Genomic DNA, 22,759 nt, shown 5'->3' on the forward strand with positions numbered 1-22,759 from the left:
ATACTCCACTAAAATTAACTGATGCTCAGTAGTTTAGCATAGCGTTTATTTCAGTCATAAGACAAAAAAGCAGGAGAATTTATGACAGACCGGGATTGGAAAGATTTAGCCGATAAAGAGTGGCGCGATGAACTCTCCGAGGAAGCTTATAATGTGCTGCGTGAACAGGGGACCGAACGGCCGTTCTCAGGTAAGTACCTAAGCCTGGATAAGCAAGGAAATTATCTGTGCGCAGGTTGCGGTCAGCCGATTTTTGCTGCCGACGCGCAGTTTGAGGCGCACTGTGGCTGGCCGAGTTTCGACCGCGCCATTGAGGGTGCCGTTGAGTATCGAAAAGACAGCAGTCACGGCATGACCCGTACCGAAATCCTTTGCAGCCAATGCCATGGTCATTTAGGTCATGTTTTTGAAGACGGGCCGACGGATACAGGGCAGCGCTACTGTATTAATTCAGTTGCCATGGTGCATCAGGACGACCTTTAAAGGCGTCGGAATTCAGCGCTTCAATGACCGAGTCGGCGACATCCTGCCAGCCCTCATATGTTGCCTTATCGGCGTTGATGATAGCGTGCATGTCGTCCTCGGTTATTGTCTCAGAGCCGAATTCGATAGCCACTCGGGACCAGATATAGGCTGCGGCTACATCATCGTGTTGCAGGTAATAAGTCAGTAACGACTCAGGAACTTCGACGATAAACCGTTCATCGGGTTGGTACAGCCGCAGCGATCGGTACAAATGCTCCAGCATCTGCTGCTCGTTGGTCTTGGCGTAATAACTGGCAAATGCATGCTGTAAAACATGATCTTGTACGGCCGGCGTGTCCCGTAACTGGAGAAATTGCTGTAATGCCTTGGTGTCGCCGCGGTTTGCCCAGCGCCAGTAAAGTAAAATCGGCGCATCGCTTTGCATGGCCTGATCACCAAGCTGCTGCAATCGTTCCAAGCTGTTTAAATAAGCCTCGATACGCTGTGACTGCTTTTGTTTTTCGTTGCGGTGTTCAACAATCGATGCCAGCTCCATGCACTGAGAGTAATCCTTTAAATCGCGTAGTAACAAAAAATGGTGGCGGGGGCTGGCTTGCTGCTGAAAGTTGTAGCGGCTTTTTATCAGTATCCGACGTTCGGTGTAACACCAGCCGTCCTGGTTTAGATCGGTGCATAATTCAGGGCTGTGCTGACAGATCTCATCAACGGTAGGTGGCCGGTCACTGCAGGCAACGAAGAGCAGCGCCGCAGCGCTTGTTGCAACAACTGTCAATAACAGGCGTGTTTGCATGCCTTTATTCACCCCAGTTTCGATTGGCTAATACGGCCGCTTTTGAGTACAATAGCGGCGATTTTTATTTCAGCTTACCACAGAACGAGGAAAGAGCTAATGAACTCAACTCAGCAAGATGCAACGTTATCAAGCTGGCAGGAGCGCCAGGAGTACGCCGAGTTAATGCAGCCATTAATTGGCCGCTTGTATCGCAACTTTGGTGTCGAGATCTTGGTGTACGGACGTTCGCTGTTGAACGTTGATACCATTACCATCATCAAAGCACATCGGTTGATTCGTCGCCACGAAGGGCAAAAAGTCCGCTTGCGCGAAAGCTTCCCTTTTTTAGAAGCTCTGGCCAAAATGCAGTTGGCACCGGGTCGGGTTGACCTGGGTAAATTAGCCTATGGTTACTTGTTTGGTGGTAAAGCAAAGGACTTAGAGGTTAGCGACTACGTTCGTCAGGAACTTAAAGAAATTGTTGAAGTTGAAGACAATATCGAGCCTAGAGATGTGGTGCTGTATGGTTTTGGCCGTATTGGCCGCTTGCTGGCACGATTGCTGATCGAGCGTAACGGTGCCAATAATAAAATGCGCTTACGTGCCATTGTGGTTCGTGGCGGCCGCGATGGAGATCTTGAAAAACGGGCGAGTTTATTGCGACGCGATTCAATCCACGGCCAATTTAACGGCTCAATTACTGTGGATAAAGAAAGCAACAGCATAAAAGCGAACGGCACCAATATCCGCGTTATCTATTCCAATGGTCCTGACCAGGTTGATTACACCGAATACGGGATCAACAACGCGCTGGTTATTGATAATACCGGTATCTGGAAAGATGAAGCAGGTCTGGGCTTACACCTACAGTCTAAAGGTGTTGCTAAGGTTCTGCTGACTGCGCCGTCAAAAGGTGATATCAAAAACATTGTCTTTGGTGTTAATGACAAAGACATCAGCGATGATGACCGGATTGTTTCTGCGGCTTCATGTACAACTAACGCCATTACGCCGGTATTAAAAGCTGTTAATGACCAGTACGGCATCAAGAACGGCCATGTAGAAACGGTCCACTCTTATACTAACGACCAGAATTTAATTGATAATTACCATAGCGCAGAGCGTCGTGGGCGCTCGGCACCACTGAATATGGTAATTACCTCTACCGGAGCTGCCAAAGCGGTGGCCAAAGCGTTACCTGAACTGAAAGGAAAATTGACGGGTAATGCTATCCGGGTACCAACGCCAAATGTTTCGATGGCTATTATGAACCTTAATCTCAGCCAGTCGACCAGTGCCGAACAACTGAACGATTACCTGCGTCAGACTGCATTGCATTCTGACCTGGAAAGCCAAATTGATTACACGGCTTCGACAGAAATTGTATCTTCGGATTTGGTCGGATCCCGCTATGCCGGAATTGTCGACTCACAAGCCACCATTGTTGACGAAGACCGTGCCGTGCTTTACGTTTGGTATGATAACGAGTTTGGTTATAGCTGCCAGGTAGTCCGTGTGGCAGAAACGATGGCCGGGCTTAAGGTACCTAACTTACCCCGCTAAGGGTTGAAAGCGCCGCCTGCGGCGCTTTTTTTATCGCATAATAAAACCATAGACGCAGACAAAGGAAATACTATGCATATTAATGCAGCTTTTGATAGCGGTAATATCGATGTGATTAAAGCAGAACAGCCTGACGATATTCGGCTGGCCATTCGTAAGGATCATGAATCAGATTTTTACCAATGGTTTCATTTTAAACTGTTTGCTGAGGTTGGTGAAGAGCATGTGCTGACCATAGAGAATGCGGGGCAGGCGGCTTATCCTGATGGCTGGAAAGACTACCAGGCACTGGCGTCCTATGACCGCGAAACCTGGTTTCGGGTTCCTACAGAGTACAATGGCAAAGAGTTAACCATCCGCCATTCGCCAGAGCAGGAAGCGGTATTTTACGCCTACTTCATCCCATATTCTTACGAGCGTCATCAGGATCTGGTGCAAACCGCTCAGCAGTCAGTTGACTGTTACCATGAGCTGCTGGGCGAGACGCTGGACAGTCGCGAGCTTAATTTATTGATTGTCGGCGAACCTGCAGAGCATAAAAAGACCATATGGATAACTGCCCGTCAGCATCCGGGCGAGTCAATGGCGGAATGGTTTATGGAAGGCCTGATTACGCGGTTGCTGGATGATGAAGACGGTGTTGCCCGCAAATTACTGCAGGACAATGTCTTTTATTTAGTCCCTAATATGAACCCTGATGGCAGCGTTCGCGGACATCTTCGTACTAATGCAGCAGGTACCAACCTTAACCGTGAATGGGCTGATCCCAGCCTGGAAAAAAGCCCGGAAGTATTTTATGTGCTAAACCGGATGCAGGAAACCGGCGTTGATATGTACCTGGATGTACACGGAGACGAGGCTCTGCCTTATAATTTTGTCGCCGGCTGCGAAGGTATTCCGGCGTACGATGAACGCCATGAAGAGCTGGAAAACCTTTTTAAATCGGCACTGTCTGCAGCAACGCCCGAATTTCAGACAAAATTCGGTTATCAGCGGGATGAACCGGGCAAGGCCAATATGACCGTTGCAAACTCGGCTGTTGGTGAGCGTTTTAAATGTTTATCTTATACCCTGGAAATGCCTTTTAAAGACAACGCTGACTTACCTGATGAAGACTTTGGCTGGTCAGCAGCGCGCTGTCAGCGTCTGGGTGAGGATGTATTAACGGCAATATTGGCAGTCGCGCCTAAATTGCGGTAATAATAGAGTCATTAGCCACATTAAAATAACAATAATTAAGGGGAGCAGACGTTGGAAGCGCTCAATAACTTTTTACTCTGGATTGACCAATATTTAGGTTCGGCAGTCTATTTTCCGTTTTTACTGCTGGGGGTGGGTTTATTCTTCACTCTTTACCTGGGCTTTCCTCAAGTCCGGTACTTTAAGCACGCCTGGAAGGTATTAGGGGGTAAGTTTGATCGGAAAGGTACTCAGGGTGATACCAGTCACTTTCAGGCTTTATCGACGGCGCTCTCCGGGACCGTAGGTACGGGTAACATCGGTGGTGTTGCGTTAGCGATATTCCTCGGTGGACCGGCGGCGATCTTCTGGATGTGGGTAACCGCATTTTTGGGTATGACAACCAAATTTGTTGAGGTTACCCTGTCGCATAAATACCGGGTTAAAACCGAAGACGGTACTATGGCCGGTGGTCCTATGTACTATATGGACCGGCGTCTGAACATGAAGTGGTTGGCGGTAATTTTTGCCATTGCAACCATTATCAGTTCCTTTGGTACCGGCAACATGCCGCAAATTAATAATATCGCTCAGTCGATGGAGCAGACGTTTCAGATTGAGCCCGTATTAACGGGTGCGGTGCTGTCAATCTTGCTGGCCATGGTGATCATCGGCGGCATAAAGCGTATTGCGGCGGTAACCTCTAAAATCGTTCCCATTATGGGCCTGCTGTATGTTATTGGCTCGCTGAGCGTTATTTTCTTTAATATCGATAACATCGGTGCCTCGTTCGGCTCGATCTTCACAAACGCCTTCTCTGGCTCGGCTGCGGCCGGCGGCTTCCTCGGGGCAAGCTTTGCGTATGCCTTTAACCGAGGTGTTAACCGTGGTTTGTTTTCGAACGAAGCAGGTCAGGGTTCGGCACCAATTGCCCACGCATCCGCGCGTGCTGAGGATCCTGTGTCGGAAGGTTTAGTATCGATTCTTGAACCATTTTTGGACACCATTTTAATTTGTACCCTAACCGGGCTGGTTATTCTGTCATCGGGAGTCTGGACTGAGAAGTTCGAAAATAACTTTGCCCGCAGCGACCTTGAGTTTGTTGTCGGCGATTATTCCGATAAAGAGTTGCCGGATCGCGAGGCACTGTACGCTTATCTTAACGACACCTCCGATAATGACGTTGAGCGGTACAACGGGGTCGTTCAGGTTATCGATGGTGAAGCACAGACAAATGGTCAGTTCACTATTTTGCATGCCCGTTCTGTTGCTGAAGACGTGCGCTTTATTGTGGCAGGAGAAGATGCCTACAACGGTTCAGTAACGATCAAAAATGGTCGCTTGATTAAGGAAGATATCGAGGTCATTGGTAAATCGCTGGTACACTCGGCAGCCTTAACGTCGCTGGCTTTTGCTAATGGTTACTTTGGTGATTACGGACAATACATTATTCCGATTACGCTGTTAATGTTTGCCTTCTCGACTGCTATTGCCTGGTCCTATTATGGTGACAGGGCAGTGGTTTATCTGGTTGGGCAAAAAGGTGTAATGCCGTACCGTATTCTGTATGTTGCCGGCTTTTTCTGGGCGTCTTTTGCCGATACGACATTAGTCTGGACAGCCTCAGCAGTTGCTATCGTCCTAATGACATTGCCGAACTTGCTGGGAATGTTGTTGTTGCATAGGGAAATGAAAGGTACCGTTAAGTCCTATTGGCATGACTTTAATAAAGAGCACAAGAAGAAATAATTGCTGCAGTGGCAATTTATTCAGGCGACCGGTCTTTGTACCGGTCGTTTTTTATTTACCGGTCCGTATGCTTGAAATTGCTGTTAAAAGCCTTATATTGCAAGCAGTAGAGACAGAATTCATGTTCAGTATCAACGGGAAATATCAGTTATGGCTCTAGCCAAATGCCCATCATGTCATAAACGGATTTCATCGAAAGCCCGCGAATGCCCGCACTGTCAGTTTGTTTTTGCCGGCCAGTCAAAAGAAGATTTAGAGCGCGAATTTATTCGCCTGCAGCAGGAGAAGCGAGACCGGCTGCTGTCACGCTCGATGTTGGCCTTACTATTAGCGATTGCCGCTTTTATCTACTTGTTTATGCAGCAGCCTTTGCCTGACAGCTGGCAATATAATGTCGCTATCGGTGTGCTTATCGTCGGTTTGCTCTGGTTTATTATTAACCGGGTGCAAATGCTATTCCTGAAAAGAAAACGATCTTAGGACGGCCTCGTGCAATTTAATGACCTCGTTAGTTCTATGAGCCGCGATACCTATGATCGCCTGGTTGTCGCTGTAGAAACCGGCCGTTGGCCTGACGGCAATAAGCTGACTGACGAACAGCGGGAGAACTCGCTGCAGCTAATCATGGCTTATCAGGCTAAATTCATTCCCTCAGAGCAGCATATGAGTATCGGCAAAAACGGTGAGCTGCTAATGAAAAGCAAGCGCGAGTTAAAGCAGCAATACGGCGAACAGGTTGAACAACCGATTGCCCGCTTTCCACTGAATGACGATGCGGCCAACTAATCAACAAGAGCACATAATTGATGAAAGATGTGAGTAATCTAAACAGCCTGGTACGCCAGTGTCAGGCGATCACCGAAGGCGAGCCCGACTTAATTGCTAACCTGGCTAATATAGCAGCTGTTGTTTTTAACGGTCTGGAGGACATCAACTGGGCTGGTTTTTACCTGGTTAAAGAGCAGGAAAAATTGGTTCTGGGCCCTTTTCAGGGAAAAGTAGCCTGTGTTCGTATTCCCTTCGGCCAGGGGGTTTGTGGCACCGCAGCAGCACAAAAACAACTTCAGCATATTGATGATGTACATCAGTTCAGCGGACACATTGCCTGTGACGCAGCGTCTAACAGCGAAGTGGTTGCGCCAATTATAGTCGACCAGCAAGTGGTCGCGGTACTGGACATTGACAGCCCCAGTACCGCCCGTTTTTCAGCCCAGGACGCAGAAATCATAGCGGCTATTGCCGATGTTTGCGCACAACTGGACTGGCATCAGTTAAGGTAACCCAGATATGGTCACTGAATTTGATGTGCAATTGTATTTAGTCAGCCAGCAAGACACTTGGTTTTTTGATCATGAGTGTGAACTAGCTGCCGATAACATCAATGAAATGCTGCATTTAATTAACCATTATCGCAGCGAATCTGATACTTTAGAGCAGTTAGAAGAAGCTGTGCGGCGCACCTTATTTGACTGGATTGAAGAGCCCGCATTAATAGATTTGGAATTCGAAGAAATGGATGACTACGTCAAATCCGTTTTAAAAGCAGTTCGTGAACAGGAAGAAGATTGGAATGAATGAACCGGCAAAGCTAACCAAAAGCAAAGATGTTATCGCCTATTTAGCGGAACAGTTTCCTGCTTGTTTTTCTGTAAAGGGAGACGCAAAACCACTTAAAATCGGCATCTTTGACGATTTGGCAAAGCGCCTGGACGATGATCCCATGGTCAGTAAAACCCGCCTTCGTACAGCATTACGTCATTACACCAACAGTTGGCGTTATTTGCACAGCGTAAAACAAGGCAAACAGCGTGTTGACCTGGACGGGAACGAAGTCGAGCCAGTGACTGAAGAGCATCAGCAACATGCAGAACAATCACTGCAGGAGTCAAAGGCGCGGGTGGCAGAAAAAAATAAAGCCCGTAAGCAAGAGCAAGCTGAAAAAGCACCGGAAACTGCTGAAAAACGGCAGCGTCGTGCAAGTCGGGCGAAAGTGCCGGCCAAAAGCAGTAAACCAACGGACAAAAAAGCGCGTACAAGCAATAACAAACCTGCGCCTAAGTTAAACGATGTGGAACTAACAGCTTTATCGGTTGGTCAACAAGTACAAGTTAAAGCTGGCAATCAACCGATGCCGGCAATCGTAACCGAAATTGATAAAGACGATATTCAGGTACAGTTGAATAATGGCCTGAGTATGAAGGTTAAAATCGACAACGTTTTTGTCAAAGCGCAATAAGTCCAGAGTTGGTAGGAGTCGTCCATGAAGTATCCGTTGCTTAAAAAAAGCGTACTGGCATTAATGCTGGTTTCGCCTGGCTTGCTGGCGATCCCTCCAGCTCACGACATTGAAGAATTACCGCAGTTAGAACAAGAAGACCATCATGATACGGCAGCTGAGCGAGCGGCCGCTTATTTTACTCGTTATCATTTTTCTCAGCCAACGCTGGATGATGCCCTGTCGAATAAAATTCATGAGCGTTATTTGCAGATGCTCGATTACAACAAAATGTTTTTATTAAAATCGGATGTGGCGCGCTCAGAAGAATACGCGTCATTATTTGATGACATGATTAACAGCGGCGAGCTGGATATTGCTTATGACCTGTATCAGACCAGTCTCAAGCGTCGTTTTCAACGTTATCAGTACGCTTTATCGTTGCTTGATGAAGAACAGCCAATGGACTTCACCCAGGAAGACGATAAATATTATTACGACCGCGAAGACGCCGACTGGGCCGACACCGAAGCCGATCTGAACGAGCTTTGGCAGTCGCGGGTTAAATACGATGCTCTGAATTTAAAGCTGGCTGGTAAAGAATGGCCGGAAATTGTCGAAACTCTGGGTAAGCGTTATAACAGCGCATTAAATCGCTTAACCAACTCTAAGAGTGAGGATGTTTTCCAGACATTGCTGAATGCCTTTGCCCGCTCGGTCGAAGCTCACACCAGCTACTTATCACCGCAGAACTCTGAACGTTTTCGGCAGAATATGAACCTGGAGCTGGAAGGGATCGGTGCGGTACTGCAGTCCGAATACGATTACACGGTAATCCGTAGTCTGGTGCCCGGTGGGCCGGCAGCCAAAACCGATGAGTTGTCTCCGGAAGATAAAATTATCGCGGTAGGCCAGGGTTCTGCTGAAGATGGTGAAGACTTTGTCGACATCATTGGCATGCGGCTGGATGATGTGGTCGAGCTGATCAAAGGGCCGAAAGGTTCGACGGTGCGGTTACAGGTGTTAGAAGCCTCACAGGGTGCCGGTGGTACACCTAAAGTGGTCGAAATTACCCGTGACAAGGTCAAACTTGAGGACCGCCAGGCCAAAGCCGAGGTTAAAGAACCAACCGAAGGTCCTTACCAGGGGCGCAAAATGGGTGTCATCGATATCCCTGGTTTTTATAATAATTTGACCAGCGACGTGAAAGGCTTACTTGATGACTTAAAAAGCCAGGACGTTGAAGGGGTGATTGTTGACCTGCGTGGTAACGGTGGTGGTTCGTTAAGCGAAGCCATCAGTCTGACCGGACTGTTTATTGATGAAGGTCCGGTGGTGCAGGTCAGTGATGGTCGCGGTAAAGTCGACGTTAGCTCAGACCGCGACGGTAAAACCTACTACGATGGCCCGTTAACGGTCATGGTCGACCGCTACAGTGCTTCTGCGTCGGAAATTTTTGCTGCGGCAATGCAAGATTACGAGCGCGCCTTGATCATTGGTGAAAATACCTTCGGTAAAGGTACCGTGCAACAACACCGTGGATTGACCCGCCGCTTTGACTTTTACGATAAGCCCCTTGGCAGCGTGCAGTACACCATTGCGAAATTCTATCGGATTGACGGTGGCAGTACGCAGCTGCGAGGTGTCACGCCGGACATTACACTGCCGTCTTATATTGAGGCATCTGAGTGGGGCGAAAGCAAAGAAGAAAACGCCTTACCCTGGGATAGCGTCGAAAAGGCAGCCTATCGGCAACTCGACCGGGTGGATGAGTCCGAATTGAAAGCCTTACAGCAAGCGCTGAATGAGCGCATCGATCGGGATCCGGAGTTTGATTATATCTTCGATGAAATTGCCCGTATGCGCGAAGAAAAGGATAAGACCTGGGTTAGCCTGAATATCGAAGCGCGCAAGGCGCAGCAGGAAGAGCAGAAGGAAATTCGTCTGCAACGGATAAATGACCGGCTTAAACGAATGGGGCTTGAACCCGTCGAGTCGGTTGATGATGCCGAGGACGAGGTGCTGGAAGTTGACCCTTATCTTGAACAAGCCATGGCAGTGGCTTTCGAGTACATTGAAAAAGAGCAGTTAGCCGCGAATACTCGCTAACTGCTGCAGCAAAAACTGTTCAAAAAACCGCCGGTTATGGCGGTTTTTTGTTGTTTGCGTAGTAAACACCTTGATTTTATGGTCAACTATCCCGTTATAAAAATTGACCTAAAACAAATAATGAAAATAACAAATACAATATCCAGTCGCTGGTCAAGCCGCCTTTCATTTGTCCTTGCTTCAGCCGCCGCTGCTGTGGGGCTGGGCAACATTTGGAAGTTCCCTTACGTGATGGGTGAAAATGGCGGTGGCGCCTTCGTGCTCGTCTATTTACTCTGTATTGCGTTTATCGGCCTGCCGATCATGATGGCAGAGGTCGTTATTGGCCGTCGCGGTCGCCATTCTCCCGGTTATGCCGCCAAAGCTGTCGCTGAAGAATCGAAAAAAAGCTCAGGCTGGCAGATTGCAGGGTGGCTTGGTATGTTAACCGGCTATCTTGTGCTGAGTTTTTATGCCGTTATAGCAGGTTGGGGACTGGCTTATGTTTTTAAGGCTGCAGAGGGCAGCTTTACCGGCGCCAGTGCCGCGCAGATCGGAGAGAAGTTTGGCGCACTATTAAGTTCGCCCGGGGAATTAACCCTGTGGCATACGCTAATTGTTGTCGCCACCGTTTCGGTGGTGGGTAACGGGGTAAAAAATGGCCTTGAACGGGCTGTCCAGTTTTTACTACCGGCTATGATTTTACTGTTGATTGGCATTGCGATATACGCGGGCAATATCGGGGATTTCGGTGCTGCGGTGCGTTTTATGTTTGAGCCGGACTTTAATCAGCTGACGGTTAACGGGGTCATGATAGCCCTGGGGCATTCGTTTTTTACTCTGGGGCTGGCCTCCGGTGTTGTTATTATGTACGGCGCTTACTTGCCACGCGAAACCTCGATAGTTCAGACCAGCCTCTGGATTGCGGTACTGGACACATTCGTCGCCTTGCTGGCTGGTTTAGCCATCTTTCCGTTGGTGTTTGGCTATGGCCTGACCCCGAGCGAAGGGGCAGGACTGATCTTCACCACCTTGCCTATTGCCTTTAGTGAAATGCCGGCAGGCGCTTTGGTCGGCACGGTATTTTTCACCATGCTGGTCATCGCTGCGTTTACTTCAGCCATTGCGATGATTGAGTCCTCGGTTGCTTTTGTGGCAGAAAAATTTCGTGTCGGCCGTTGGCCGGCCACCCTAATATCGGGTTCGGTATTGTGGCTGCTGGGGCAGCTGACGGTCCATTCCTTTGCCGAAGCAAGCTGGACGCAACTGGGCTGGTCCTGGTTTGGCAAAAGCATAGCCAGTATTTTTGACTTAATTGACGTATTAACCTCCAGTTTCCTGCTACCGCTGGGCGGCTTGTTATTAGCCGTTCTGGCGGGTTGGGTGATGCAGCGGCAATATTCCGAGGACGAGTTGGATTCGACCAAGGGTCTTTATGATATCTGGATCTTGTGTCTTAAATACGTAGCGCCCGTTGCTATTATCATTATCTTTTTACAGCTCATTGGTGTAATTAAACTTTAGGTTTTAACAACATGACTCATACGACAAAACAGCCAACATTAACGCAAGCTCTCATCCCGCTATTTGCGTTAATTATTATGCTGGGTTCTTCGGTCTACTTTTTTGGCGAAGACTCTTCTTATGGCCCTAATCAGATTGCTCTGTGGGTGGCAGCTGGTATTGCCATGCTGGTTGGCTTCCGTAATGGCTTTACCTGGGTGCAAATTGAAGAGGGTATCACCGAGGGAATTTCAGTAGCTCTGGGCGCTATGCTGATCATCCTTGCCGTTGGCTCCTTGATCGGCACCTGGCTACTGTCCGGTACTGTGCCGACACTCATTTATTTTGGTCTGGAACTACTTAACCCCAGTTTATTTTATGCCGCCAGCTGCATCATTTGTGGTGTCGTTGCGCTTTCGATAGGTAGCTCCTGGACCACTGCGGCCACTATTGGTGTGGCCCTAATGGGAGTGGCCTCGGGCATGGGGCTAGAACCTGCTATTGCAGCCGGTGCGATTGTTTCGGGTGCGTACTTTGGTGATAAAATGTCACCCTTATCTGACACCACTAACTTGGCTCCGGCGGTCAGCGGAACCGACTTGTTTTCACACATCCGCTATATGAGTTACACCGCGGGTCCGGCATTTATCATCTCTGTGGTTATCTTTCTGTTCCTTGGGCTTAACGCGAAAACCGAGGTGAGCCTGGTGCGACTGGAGCAAATGCAACAACAGCTTGATGCCACCTTCAATATTGGCTGGGAAATGCTGGTTCCGCTGGCGATTCTTCTTTACCTGGCCGCGACCCGCCGACCAGCATTGCCGACAGTATTTTTCGGCGCCTTGCTGGGAGGTGTCTGGGCGCTGATTTTTCAGCCCGATATGGTTGCTCAAATGGCCGGTAATAGCTCGTTACTGGCAGGTATTAAAGTGGTCTGGCTGGCAATGTCGGACGGCACCTCCGTTAGTACCGGCAGCACCAATTTAGACTCGCTGCTCAGTGGCGGCGGCATGGTCAGCATGTTAAATACCGTATGGCTGATATTAAGTGCCATGACCTTTGGCGCGGTGATGGAAAAAGTAGGCCTGCTAAAGCGCTTTATCCAGGGCATGCTGACGGCGGCAAAAAGTGTTGGCTCATTAATAACCGGCACCATATTTACCTGTTTTGGAGCTAACGTACTGACTGCCGACCAGTACATGGCGATTGTCTTACCCGGGCGCATGTTTAAAGAAGAATACGCCCGCCGTAATTTGGATCCGCGGGTTTTATCGCGGACTCTGGAAGACAGTGGTACCATAACTTCTGCGTTAATCCCCTGGAATACATGCGGCGCCTACATGTTCAGCGTACTGGCCGTAAGCCCCTTTGAGTATGGCATTTATGCGTTTTTCAATTATCTGACACCGATGATTGCCATCCTCTTTGCTTACACCGGCTGGACTATTTTATACCTTAAGCCGAAGCAACAAGTTCAACCTCAGTAATGGATGGCTATGTCACAAAAAGCAGCAAAATATCGTAACGATTATCAGGCACCACAATTTACCATTGAACAGGTCGATCTGACTTTTGAGTTGGACCCGCAGGATACCCGGGTTACCAATATTATGGTGGTTGAACGGCAGGGTGATCACCAGCAGCCACTGGTTTTAGATGGTGAATCGATTACTCTTGAGTCTCTGCAGCTTGATGGCCAGGCTGTACCGGAGCAGGACGTTACGATCAGTGACCAGCAGTTAACTATTGCGACCACTAAGTCACGTTTTACATTGACTGTTATTAACCGGATTAACCCCAGTACCAATAAAGCCCTCGAAGGCCTGTACCTGGCCGATAATACCTATTGTACCCAGTGCGAAGCTGAGGGCTTTAGGCGCATTACCTATTATTTAGACCGGCCCGACGTGCTGGCTCGCTTTACCACCACGATAATTGCAGACAAAAATCAGTACCCGTTTTTACTGGCTAACGGTAATCTGCTGGACCAGCAGGACAAAGGCGAAAAACGTATTGCCAGCTGGCAGGATCCTTATCCGAAACCCAGCTACTTGTTCGCATTAGTGGCAGGTGACTTCGATGTACTGAGAGATACTTTCACTACCCGCGATGGCCGCGAAGTTAAGCTGGAGCTCTTTGTTGACAAGGGAAACCTGGACCGTTCCGAGCATGCTATAAGCTCATTAAAAAAGGCCATGAAATGGGACGAAGAACGCTTTAATCTGGTTTACGATTTGGATATTTATATGATCGTAGCCGTCGACTTCTTCAATATGGGGGCCATGGAAAATAAAGGCCTGAATGTTTTTAACGCAAAATATGTACTGGCTAACCCCTTAACTGCAACGGACCAGGATTTTCTTAATGTCGAGTCCGTTATTGGTCATGAATACTTCCACAACTGGACCGGTAATCGGGTTACCTGCCGGGATTGGTTTCAGCTTAGCCTGAAAGAAGGATTAACGGTCTTTCGTGATCAGGAGTTTAGTTCTGATCTGGGTTCACGAGCCGTTAACCGAATTCAGGACGTAAAGATTATTCGCTCTCATCAGTTTACCGAAGATGCAAGCCCCATGGCGCATCCCATTCGACCGGACAAAGTACTGGAGATGAATAACTTTTATACGGTCACGGTTTACAACAAGGGCGCTGAAGTCATTCGCATGATCCATACCCTGCTGGGGGAAGAAAAGTTCCAGCACGGTATGCAGTGTTATATTGAACGCCACGATGGTCAGGCGGTTACCTGCGAAGACTTTATCAGTGCTATGGAGGATGCGAACCAGGTTGATTTTGGTCAGTTTCGACGTTGGTATTCGCAAGCGGGTACTCCACAAGTCAAAGCCCGGGTCGACTACCATAGCGCAAAGCAACAATTACAGATCCAGCTAAGTCAAACCACACCTGCAACGCCCGGTCAGCCGGATAAAAAACCTTTTCATATTCCGGTGCGGTTGTCAGCGTTAACCCCCGAAGGCGAAGTAATTCAGCTAACTGAGTCGGTTTTGCAATTAACTGATGCCGAACAACAGTTTGTTATTAGTGGTGACTTTGCCAGCCAGCTTTCCGATTCGCAGCAGCCGGTGGTGTCCTTGTTTGACGATTTTTCAGCACCGGTTAAAGTTGAGCGCTCGATATCGACTGGTGAACTGCGCACCTTGATGGCTTTTGCGCCTGACCCGGTTAGTCGCTGGGACGCGTCTCAGCAACTGTTTGCCGGCTTGATACATCAGGCAATTGCCGCAGAGCAAAGCGTACAACTAGACCAGGATACCGCTAATGCCTGCCGCGCTTTGCTGCAAAGCGACAGTGACCCGGCGCTGACTGCACTGGCTTTGACGCTGCCCAATGCAGCGACGCTGGCTGATCAATATCAGACCATACCTGTTGAACAACTCAGTGATAATTTAAAGATGCTAAAGCGTCAGTTGGCTGAGGCGTTAAAGGAACCTATGTTGCAGAGCCATCAAAAAATTAGCCAGCAACTGGCCGCTAACGGTTACCAGCTGACCACCACTGATATTGGCCTGCGGCAATTGCGCCATACACTGCTTATTTATCTGGCTGAAGTTGTGAGCAACACCCGCTGGTTTGACGAACTTTATCAGCAGGCAGATAACATGACTGATAGCCTGGCCCTGTTACAGGCCACGACCTGGGCACAAAACCCTGCGGCAGAGAGTTTGCTGCAACAGTTTGATAATCAGTGGCGGGGCGAAAAGCTGGTTATGGACAAATGGTTCCAGACCCAGGCTCTGGCTGACGTAAAAGGTACTGTAGAAAAAGTTCAGGCGTTGATGGAGCATCCGGACTTCACTCTTGAGAATCCTAACCGGGTATACTCATTGCTGGCGGCATTTAGCCAAAACCTGGCGCAGTTCCATCGTGCCGATGGCGCGGGTTATCGTTTAGTAGGGGAGGTTATTCGCCAGCTAAATGATAAGAATCCACAGGTGGCTTCGCGCTTACTGACCGCATTCGTGTCATGGCAGCGCTATGACAGCGACCGTCAGTTGATGATGAAGCATCAACTTGAGCAATTGCGGGAATTGCCAAACCTTGCCAGTGACTTGTTTGAAAAAGTTGAAAACAGTCTGGCTGCCTGAAAATCACTTTATAAAAACGATAAAATTGCTGTGTGAGCCAAAGTCATGAACTTAACTTATGAGTTTTCACTTTCGATGAGTTATCAGGAATTTATCGAGGTTTATTATGGCGGCGGCGCTCAGCAGTTGGTTGTAACGTCCACCGGCGGTAAGCGCGTGGCCATACCGGCCGGACGAATGGTTCCTTTTGTTGACTCCGCGGGAGTGCGGGGGTTATTTCGCCTGACCGTGGATAAAAATAACAAATTCGTTAACCTGGAACGCCTGCGTTAGCGGATACATACAACTATTACAGCAAATGACGTTGAAAGGCCACGTTAAATGTCCGACAATAACATCAGTCATAGATGGTCGGGGCGTGGGTAGCCAATGAGGCTTGCCTGCTGCGTTTCACTTAAAAGCGAAGGACACTGCAATTATGTCGCTGGTCGATGGTCAGTCTCCAGTTGTACTGGAAAAAGTCGTTGAATTAATAAAGAAAAAAGTTTCTTCCTCTCAATCCCACTTGATTCAGGACTTTGCCAAGCGCCTGTATCGCAATATTGCCTCTGATGACCTCAGCCATCGTAATGATAGTGATATGTACGGCGCTGTGCTGGGTTTGTGGCACAGCTTTAACGAATATAAGCCGGGCGATAAGGCACTGATTAAAGTTTATAACCCTGATGTGCCTAATGATGGCTGGGAATCACCGCACACGGTCATCGAAATTATTCAGACTGACATGCCTTTTATGGTGGATTCAGTGCGCATGGCGTTACAGCGCATGGGGATCACCTCGCATCTGCTGTTGCACATGCCCATTAGCCACAAACGTGATGAAAATAATCAGGTAACGGAGTTACTGAAGCCCGGCACCCGTGGTGATAATCACGTCGACACGGTGTTCTTAATTGAAATCGATCGCCAGACTAAAAAAGAAGAACTTAAAGCGATTCGTAAAGAACTGGTGTCGGTCATGGAAGAAGTGCGGCTGGCGGTAAGTGACTGGCAACCAATGCGCGAGCGGCTGAAAGCGGTGGCTGAAAAAGTCACTGGTGACGAATATCCCGGCTCTACCGAGAAGAAAGAAGAAATTCAACGCTTTTTGCGCTGGCTGGCCAATGATAACTTCACCTTAACAGGGTACCGCGCCTACGACCTTGAACCGATTGAAGGCGATTATAAACTCAAGCAGGTACCGGGCAGCAGTCTGGGCCTGATGCGCAACTCTGCCAGTGATGAAGGGCGGTTGATTTCGACGCTGCCTGAAGACGGTCGTGAGATAAGCCGTGATGATCGTGTCTTACTACTGACAAAGACCAACGCTAAGTCGCGGGTTCACCGGCCTGCTTATTTCGATTATGTCGGCATTAAGCGATTTGATGAAAAGGGAGAAGTGGTTGGAGAAGAGCGCTTCATCGGTCTTTATTCGGCAAACTTTTACAATGACAGCGCACGCGACATTCCGTTAGTCAGCGACAAAATTAACCGGGTTATTGAAGACTCAGGGTTTGCTCTGCAATCTCACGCAGCAAAAGCAATCGTCAATATCCTGGAAACCTATCCACGTGACGAGATAGTCCAGGCCGACGAAACTGAGTTGCTGGAAGTTGCCGTAGGCGTTTTGCAAATGCAAGAGCGCGATATGACCCGGGTCTTTGTGCGTCGGGACATTTTTGGCCGCTATATGTCCGTTATGGTGTTTGTACCAAAAGAACGCTACAACACGATATTGCGCATTCGCACGCAAAAAATCCTGCAGCGTACGTTAAATACCGACCATGAGGTCGATTTTACAACTTACTTCTCAGAGAACTCTTTTGCCCGTACGCATTACACCGTCCGCCTTCGTGATCCACAACAGGAAGTCAATGTGAAAGAACTGGAACAAAACCTGATAGAAGCCGCACGCACCTGGGAAGATAATTTTGATCGCATTGTTCATTCCACCTTTAGTGAAGCCAAAGCAACACAGCTGATAAAGCGTTATCTGAGTGCTTTCCCACGCTCTTATAAAGAAGAAATTCTGCCATCGGTTGCCATTTCGGATCTTAAACAACTGGAGTCTCTGGATGACAACCACAAACTGGGCATGTTGCTTTATCGTGCTCAGGAAGAAAAAGATGACAGTGCTCATTTGCGCCTGAAACTGTTTCATAAAGACGAACCAATACATCTGTCGGATGTACTACCAATGCTGGAAAACTTCGGTCTTCGCGTGATTGGCGAAAGTCCGTACCCGATCCGAACTGCGGACGGGGTGGTTTACTGGATTCTTGACTTCCAGATGATTCATACCGGCGGTTCGCTCGAACTGGAAACAACCCGTGAACTGTTCCAGGACGCTTTCGCTAAAGTCTGGGACCGTGAGCTGGAAGATGACGGTTTCAACCGCCTGGTTTTGGGTGCCGGGATGACGGGCCGGCAGGTGACTATCCTGCGCATGTTTGCCAAATATATGCGACAAATCGGTACTACCTTCAGCCAGAATTACATTGAAAGTACCTTCAGCAAGTATCCGTTACTTGCCAAGCTGGTGGTGAAGATGTTCTTTACCCGTTTCGAGCCGGGAATTAAAGGCACCGAGAAAAAGCTTGAAACCTTGCGTAATCGCATAAGCGCCGAGCTGGACAATGTAGCCAACCTGGATGATGACCGCATCATTCGTCGGTACGTCGAGCTTATCGACGCTGCCTTGCGGACCAATTTTTTCCAGGCAGATGAGCAGGGCAACGACAAGCCATATATTTCGGTTAAGTTCCTTCCGGAATTAGTGCCGGAAATGCCACTGCCATTACCTAAGTATGAAATTTTTGTTTATTCTCCACGGGTTGAAGGTGTTCACCTGCGAGGGGGCAAAGTTGCCCGCGGCGGGCTGCGCTGGTCTGATCGTCGCGAAGATTTCCGCACCGAAGTTCTTGGCCTGGTTAAAGCCCAGCAGGTTAAAAACACCGTCATTGTCCCGGTCGGCGCCAAGGGCGGATTTATTTGTAAAGCTTTACCCGAGGACCGCGAAGGCATGATGGCCGAGGGTAAAGAGTGTTATAAGACGTTTATTCGCGCCTTGTTGGATATCAGCGACAACATTATTGACGACGAGGTCGTGCCGCCGAAACAGGTGGTTCGCCACGACGATCCGGACCCTTACCTGGTAGTAGCTGCTGATAAAGGCACAGCGACCTTCTCAGATATTGCCAACAGTATCTCGGCCGAATACAACTTCTGGCTGGGCGATGCCTTTGCCTCGGGCGGTTCTGTTGGTTACGACCACAAGAAAATGGGTATCACAGCTCGTGGCGCCTGGGAGTCGGTAAAACGCCACTTCCGTGAGATGGGAATTGATTGCCAGACGACCGATTTTACCTGTGTCGGTATTGGTGACATGGGCGGTGATGTCTTTGGTAACGGGATGTTACTGTCCAAACATATCCGCCTGCAGGCAGCATTTAACCACCTGCATATTTTTATTGACCCTGATCCGGATGCGGCCAGTTCCTGGAAAGAGCGAGAGCGGTTGTTTAACTTGCCGCGTTCCAGCTGGGAAGATTACAACAAAGACTTAATTTCTAAGGGCGGTGGTATATTTAACCGCAGCGCCAAGAGCATCACTTTAACGCCCGAAATGAAAAAGATGCTCGGTACAAAGAAAAAGACCCTGACACCGAACGAATTAATCAAGGCGTGCTTATGCATGCAGGTTGATTTGATTTGGAATGGAGGCATCGGTACCTATGTTAAAGCTCTGCAGGAAACCGACTCTGATGTCGGAGATCGCGCCAATGATGCGCTACGTGTTAATGGTGGCGAATTGCAGGCAAAAGTTGTCGGCGAAGGTGGCAATCTGGGCTTAACGCAGCTAGGCCGGATTGAATACGCGCAAAAAGGCGGGCGAATTAATACAGACTTTGTCGATAATGTCGGCGGTGTTGATTGTTCAGATAACGAAGTAAACATCAAAATTCTGCTTAACGGCCTGGTTAACAGCGGTGATTTAACCAAAAAACAGCGCGACCAGTTGCTTTACGATATGACCGAAGAAGTCGCCGAAATTGTACTGGATGACTGTAACCTTCAGACTCAGTCGATTTCGGTTACCGCACTGCGTGGCGCTGATCAGTTAAAAGAGCTGCAACGCTTTATCCAGGAGCTGGAGCGCAATGGCGCCCTGAACCGTTCGCTGGAATTCTTGCCTTCTGATGACGAGCTGGCCGAACGTCAGGCGACCAATCAGGGACTGACACGTCCGGAACTATCCGTAATCACCGCCTACGGAAAAATGGTGTTGAAAGAACAGTTGATCACTGACGAGATTACTCAGGATCCTTATCATTCACACGAACTGTTCATGTCATTCCCGAAACCTTTGCAGGAACGCTTTGCTGAAGCAATGGAATCACACCCGCTGAAAGGACAAATTATTGCCACTAAACTGGCCAATAATATCGTCAATGACATGGGTCCAAACTTTGTGTTGCGTAAACAAGAAGCGACCGGTGCCTCGGTCGCTGAAGTGGCTTCTGCCTATGTAGTGGCACGTGAATGCTTCCGGGTAGAGGATTTAGGTGAGCAGATTGAAGCGCTCAACAACAAGGTCCCGGCCGAGTCGCAAAATGAGATTTTGTTCCAGTTACGTCGTATGGTCCGGCGCGCTACACGCTGGTTCCTGCGGCACCGCAATCCGGACTTAAATGGCGTGCAGGAGCACATTGATTTTTATATGCCGGCATTTGACGATTTGCGAGAAAATTGTCTGGACTACATGACGGATGACGAAGCGGAGGTGTTAAATAAATCGGCCGAAGCTTACCAAGAGTTAGGTTATCCGGCTGAATTAGCCAAGCGTGTTGCCTGTCTGAGTACAGTGTTCTCGGCAATGGATGTGGCTGAGATTGCTGCTGATACCGGCCAGAGTTTCTCAACAGTCGGGCATTTGTACTTCTACCTGGGCGCCAAACTGAATCTGCATTGGTTCCTTAACCAGATTAACAACCAGCCCGTGGCTAACCATTGGCAGGCGCTGGCTCGCGCGGCCTTCCGTGAAGAACTTGACTGGCAACAGCGGTCGCTGACGTTAGTGGTACTTAAATCAACCAGCGAAGCCAAAGACGCAGAGCAAAAACTGGATGAATGGATGGAGCAAAACGAAGCCTTATTGCAACGTTGGCAGGGTATGTTGTCAGATTTCCGCACGACTAAAAGCCACGAGTTTGCGAAGTTCTCTGTGGCTTTACGCGAGCTGATGTTACTGAGTCACAATTGTGCGCCTAAGGTGAGCCATTAGTGTACTCGTTAATAAGGCGTTGGTTTTTTGCACAGGATGCCGAGCGGTCCCATGATTTAGCGCTCGGCTTATTACGCAAAGGTGCCGGTACCCCGTTGTCGCTATTATGGCGGCAACGGCTGACTCCAAAAAAAGTCACTTTAATGGGACTGGAGTTTCCCAATCCTGTTGGCCTTGCTGCAGGACTTGATAAAAACGGCGTCTGCATCAAAGCCTTTTCACAGATGGGCTTTGGTTTTGTTGAAGTCGGTACCGTAACGCCAAAGCCGCAACCCGGTAACCCTAAGCCACGATTGTTTCGATTGCCGCAGGACCAGGCCATCATCAACCGGATGGGATTTAATAATAATGGCGTTGACGCCTTAGTTAATCAGGTTAGAAAGGTAAAAGAGCAGGGCAGCGACACGGTTATTGGCATTAACATTGGTAAAAACAAAAGTACCGAGGAATCCGACGCACTGAATGATTACCTGATTTGCCTGAAAAAAGTCTATGCCGTTGCTGATTATGTCACGGTCAATATTTCATCACCGAATACGCCCGGGCTGCGTAATTTTCAACATGGTGACGCCTTAAATCATTTGCTTGCCGGTATTAAAGATAAACAAAAGGCGCTGTCGGAAGAGCATCAGCGTTATGTGCCGGTGGTGGTCAAAATAGCACCTGACCTAAGCGATGAAGAGATTAAGACTATGGCTGAAGCTTTTAATGGGCAACATATTGACGGCGTTATTGCGACCAACACTACCCTTGCCCGTGATGATTTAAAAGACGCTGAGCTTGCTGAGCAGGCGGGTGGTCTTAGTGGCCCGCCGGTGCGCGAACGAAGCACAGGCGTGATTAAGTCTTTGCGCCGGCATCTTTCTGAAGATATTCCTATTATTGGTGTCGGCGGTATTGACAGCACCACAGCAGCGCAGGAAAAGCTAAAAGCCGGTGCCAGTCTGGTGCAGCTGTATACCGGCTTTATCTATCATGGCCCCAAACTGGTTAAAGATCTTGTTAATGATTTGTAGCAAGGGCTTGCTGTCACAAGCCGCTTTTAGTATTTTATCGTGTTAAGCACGTTGTATCCGACCAATAACGACCAAAAAAGGACTAATTTTGAGTGATGTTATGCAATGGTGCTGGGTCTATCAGCCCGAGCAGCAACGATTAGCGATAAATATCGGCGAAGATGAACTCTTTGTGTTGCCTTACAAACCGCAGCAGCTCATCAACATCGGCTTTAAGCAGCAACTTTTTTCAGTCGAAGATGCCGCGACCTATCAGCAACTGGTTGAAGCGCTGGAGCACTATGGTGCCGAGGTTTTTAAGGCTGAGCTGGACGATATAGCACTGTGTGCCTTGGCCTGTTTGCGTTTTGGTTGCCCACAAATGCCGCAAAGCTGGCATTTTCAAAAATCGGACATCGAAAGCTGGGACAGTCAGCGCACTTTGTGTGAGTTAAACTCGGGGTTTGATCAGGGCGTTTTCCTGATTCTGGAAATTGATGATGAATTTGCCAGCTGTATGCTGTTGAATCCTTCCATGCAAATTTCCGCCATAAAGCGTCTAAAGCAATTTCAGGTGATTAAGGTACTGCACAATCGCTTATTGCCGGCCACCATTGATCTGGCGCAGTCGACACAAAAGCTTGCTTAACCTAAGGGATTTTTTTACGAGAAATAACAACGGAAGAATTGGTTGCGGGGGCAGGATTTGAACCTACGACCTTCGGGTTATGAGCCCGACGAGCTACCAGACTGCTCCACCCCGCGTCCGATGTGATGCATAGTAGTGATCTTGCTCTGTTAACGCAAGCGTTATTTTACCTTTCCTGACTGTTCGGACAG

The 22,759-nt window shown here is 48.7% G+C and carries 18 protein-coding genes and 1 tRNA gene; 17 read left to right on the forward strand and 2 right to left on the reverse strand.

The window, feature by feature from the left end:
• Positions 1-81: 81 nt before the first annotated feature.
• Positions 82-483 (forward strand): peptide-methionine (R)-S-oxide reductase MsrB, encoded by a 402-nt coding sequence (msrB, locus tag LG288_RS05725; protein ID WP_404402908.1) that lies wholly within the window; start codon positions 82-84, stop codon positions 481-483.
• Here msrB and LG288_RS05730 read toward each other — a convergent pair.
• On the reverse strand, positions 446-1,276 hold the full coding sequence (locus LG288_RS05730) for a DUF2989 domain-containing protein (RefSeq protein WP_404402910.1): 831 nt from the start codon (positions 1,274-1,276) through the stop codon (positions 446-448). The genes msrB and LG288_RS05730 overlap by 38 nt on opposite strands.
• 99 nt (positions 1,277-1,375) lie before the next feature.
• Between LG288_RS05730 and LG288_RS05735 the strand changes: the two genes are divergently transcribed.
• The 16 genes from LG288_RS05735 to LG288_RS05810 all read left to right on the forward strand — a co-directional run bounded on the left by LG288_RS05735 (position 1,376) and on the right by LG288_RS05810 (position 22,568).
• Complete coding sequence (locus LG288_RS05735; protein ID WP_404402912.1) at positions 1,376-2,821, forward strand: glyceraldehyde-3-phosphate dehydrogenase; 1,446 nt, start codon at positions 1,376-1,378, stop codon at positions 2,819-2,821.
• Positions 2,822-2,893: 72 nt separating this feature from the next.
• Positions 2,894-4,021, forward strand: a complete 1,128-nt coding sequence (locus tag LG288_RS05740) for a M14-type cytosolic carboxypeptidase (protein WP_404402914.1) — start codon at positions 2,894-2,896, stop codon at positions 4,019-4,021.
• A 51-nt stretch (positions 4,022-4,072) separates the two neighbouring features.
• Positions 4,073-5,749, forward strand: a complete 1,677-nt coding sequence (locus LG288_RS05745) for an alanine/glycine:cation symporter family protein (protein ID WP_404402916.1) — start codon at positions 4,073-4,075, stop codon at positions 5,747-5,749.
• A 150-nt stretch (positions 5,750-5,899) separates the two neighbouring features.
• Entirely contained in the window at positions 5,900-6,229 is a 330-nt protein-coding gene (locus LG288_RS05750) for a hypothetical protein (RefSeq protein WP_404402918.1), read from the forward strand.
• A gap of 9 nt (positions 6,230-6,238) precedes the next feature.
• Positions 6,239-6,535: a YeaC family protein gene (locus tag LG288_RS05755; RefSeq protein WP_404402920.1), complete on the forward strand. Its 297-nt coding sequence runs from the start codon at positions 6,239-6,241 to the stop codon at positions 6,533-6,535.
• Between the two features lie 20 nt (positions 6,536-6,555).
• Complete coding sequence (locus LG288_RS05760) at positions 6,556-7,029, forward strand: GAF domain-containing protein (protein WP_404402922.1); 474 nt, start codon at positions 6,556-6,558, stop codon at positions 7,027-7,029.
• A gap of 7 nt (positions 7,030-7,036) precedes the next feature.
• Positions 7,037-7,327: a hypothetical protein gene (locus LG288_RS05765; protein ID WP_404402924.1), complete on the forward strand. Its 291-nt coding sequence runs from the start codon at positions 7,037-7,039 to the stop codon at positions 7,325-7,327.
• A complete protein-coding gene (gene proQ, locus LG288_RS05770) occupies positions 7,320-7,985 on the forward strand; it encodes an RNA chaperone ProQ (protein ID WP_404402926.1) in 666 nt (221 codons plus the stop codon). Before LG288_RS05765 ends, proQ begins: the two co-directional genes overlap by 8 nt.
• A gap of 24 nt (positions 7,986-8,009) precedes the next feature.
• Entirely contained in the window at positions 8,010-10,073 is a 2,064-nt protein-coding gene (gene prc / locus LG288_RS05775) for a carboxy terminal-processing peptidase (protein ID WP_404402928.1), read from the forward strand.
• 120 nt (positions 10,074-10,193) lie between these two features.
• Positions 10,194-11,576: a sodium-dependent transporter gene (locus LG288_RS05780; protein ID WP_404402930.1), complete on the forward strand. Its 1,383-nt coding sequence runs from the start codon at positions 10,194-10,196 to the stop codon at positions 11,574-11,576.
• 11 nt (positions 11,577-11,587) lie between these two features.
• The gene (gene nhaC / locus LG288_RS05785; protein ID WP_404402932.1) at positions 11,588-13,042 is read left to right on the forward strand and encodes a Na+/H+ antiporter NhaC; all 1,455 of its coding nucleotides are present in this window, start codon (positions 11,588-11,590) and stop codon (positions 13,040-13,042) included.
• 9 nt (positions 13,043-13,051) lie between these two features.
• Entirely contained in the window at positions 13,052-15,661 is a 2,610-nt protein-coding gene (gene pepN / locus LG288_RS05790) for an aminopeptidase N (RefSeq protein WP_404402934.1), read from the forward strand.
• A 45-nt stretch (positions 15,662-15,706) separates the two neighbouring features.
• A complete protein-coding gene (locus LG288_RS05795; protein WP_404402936.1) occupies positions 15,707-15,934 on the forward strand; it encodes a DUF2835 family protein in 228 nt (75 codons plus the stop codon).
• 145 nt (positions 15,935-16,079) lie between these two features.
• Entirely contained in the window at positions 16,080-20,924 is a 4,845-nt protein-coding gene (locus LG288_RS05800) for an NAD-glutamate dehydrogenase (protein ID WP_404402938.1), read from the forward strand.
• Positions 20,924-21,940, forward strand: a complete 1,017-nt coding sequence (gene pyrD / locus LG288_RS05805) for a quinone-dependent dihydroorotate dehydrogenase (protein WP_404402940.1) — start codon at positions 20,924-20,926, stop codon at positions 21,938-21,940. The genes LG288_RS05800 and pyrD overlap by 1 nt, the downstream gene beginning before the upstream one ends.
• An 88-nt stretch (positions 21,941-22,028) precedes the next feature.
• Entirely contained in the window at positions 22,029-22,568 is a 540-nt protein-coding gene (locus LG288_RS05810) for a cell division protein ZapC domain-containing protein (RefSeq protein ID WP_404402942.1), read from the forward strand.
• Positions 22,569-22,607: 39 nt separating this feature from the next.
• Here LG288_RS05810 and LG288_RS05815 read toward each other — a convergent pair.
• Positions 22,608-22,684: transfer RNA gene (locus tag LG288_RS05815), tRNA-Met, on the reverse strand.
• Between the last annotated feature and the right edge of the window lie 75 nt (positions 22,685-22,759).

Origin of the sequence: Idiomarina seosinensis (assembly GCF_044797955.1) — a bacterium.
Taxonomy (GTDB): domain Bacteria; phylum Pseudomonadota; class Gammaproteobacteria; order Enterobacterales; family Alteromonadaceae; genus Idiomarina; species Idiomarina seosinensis_A.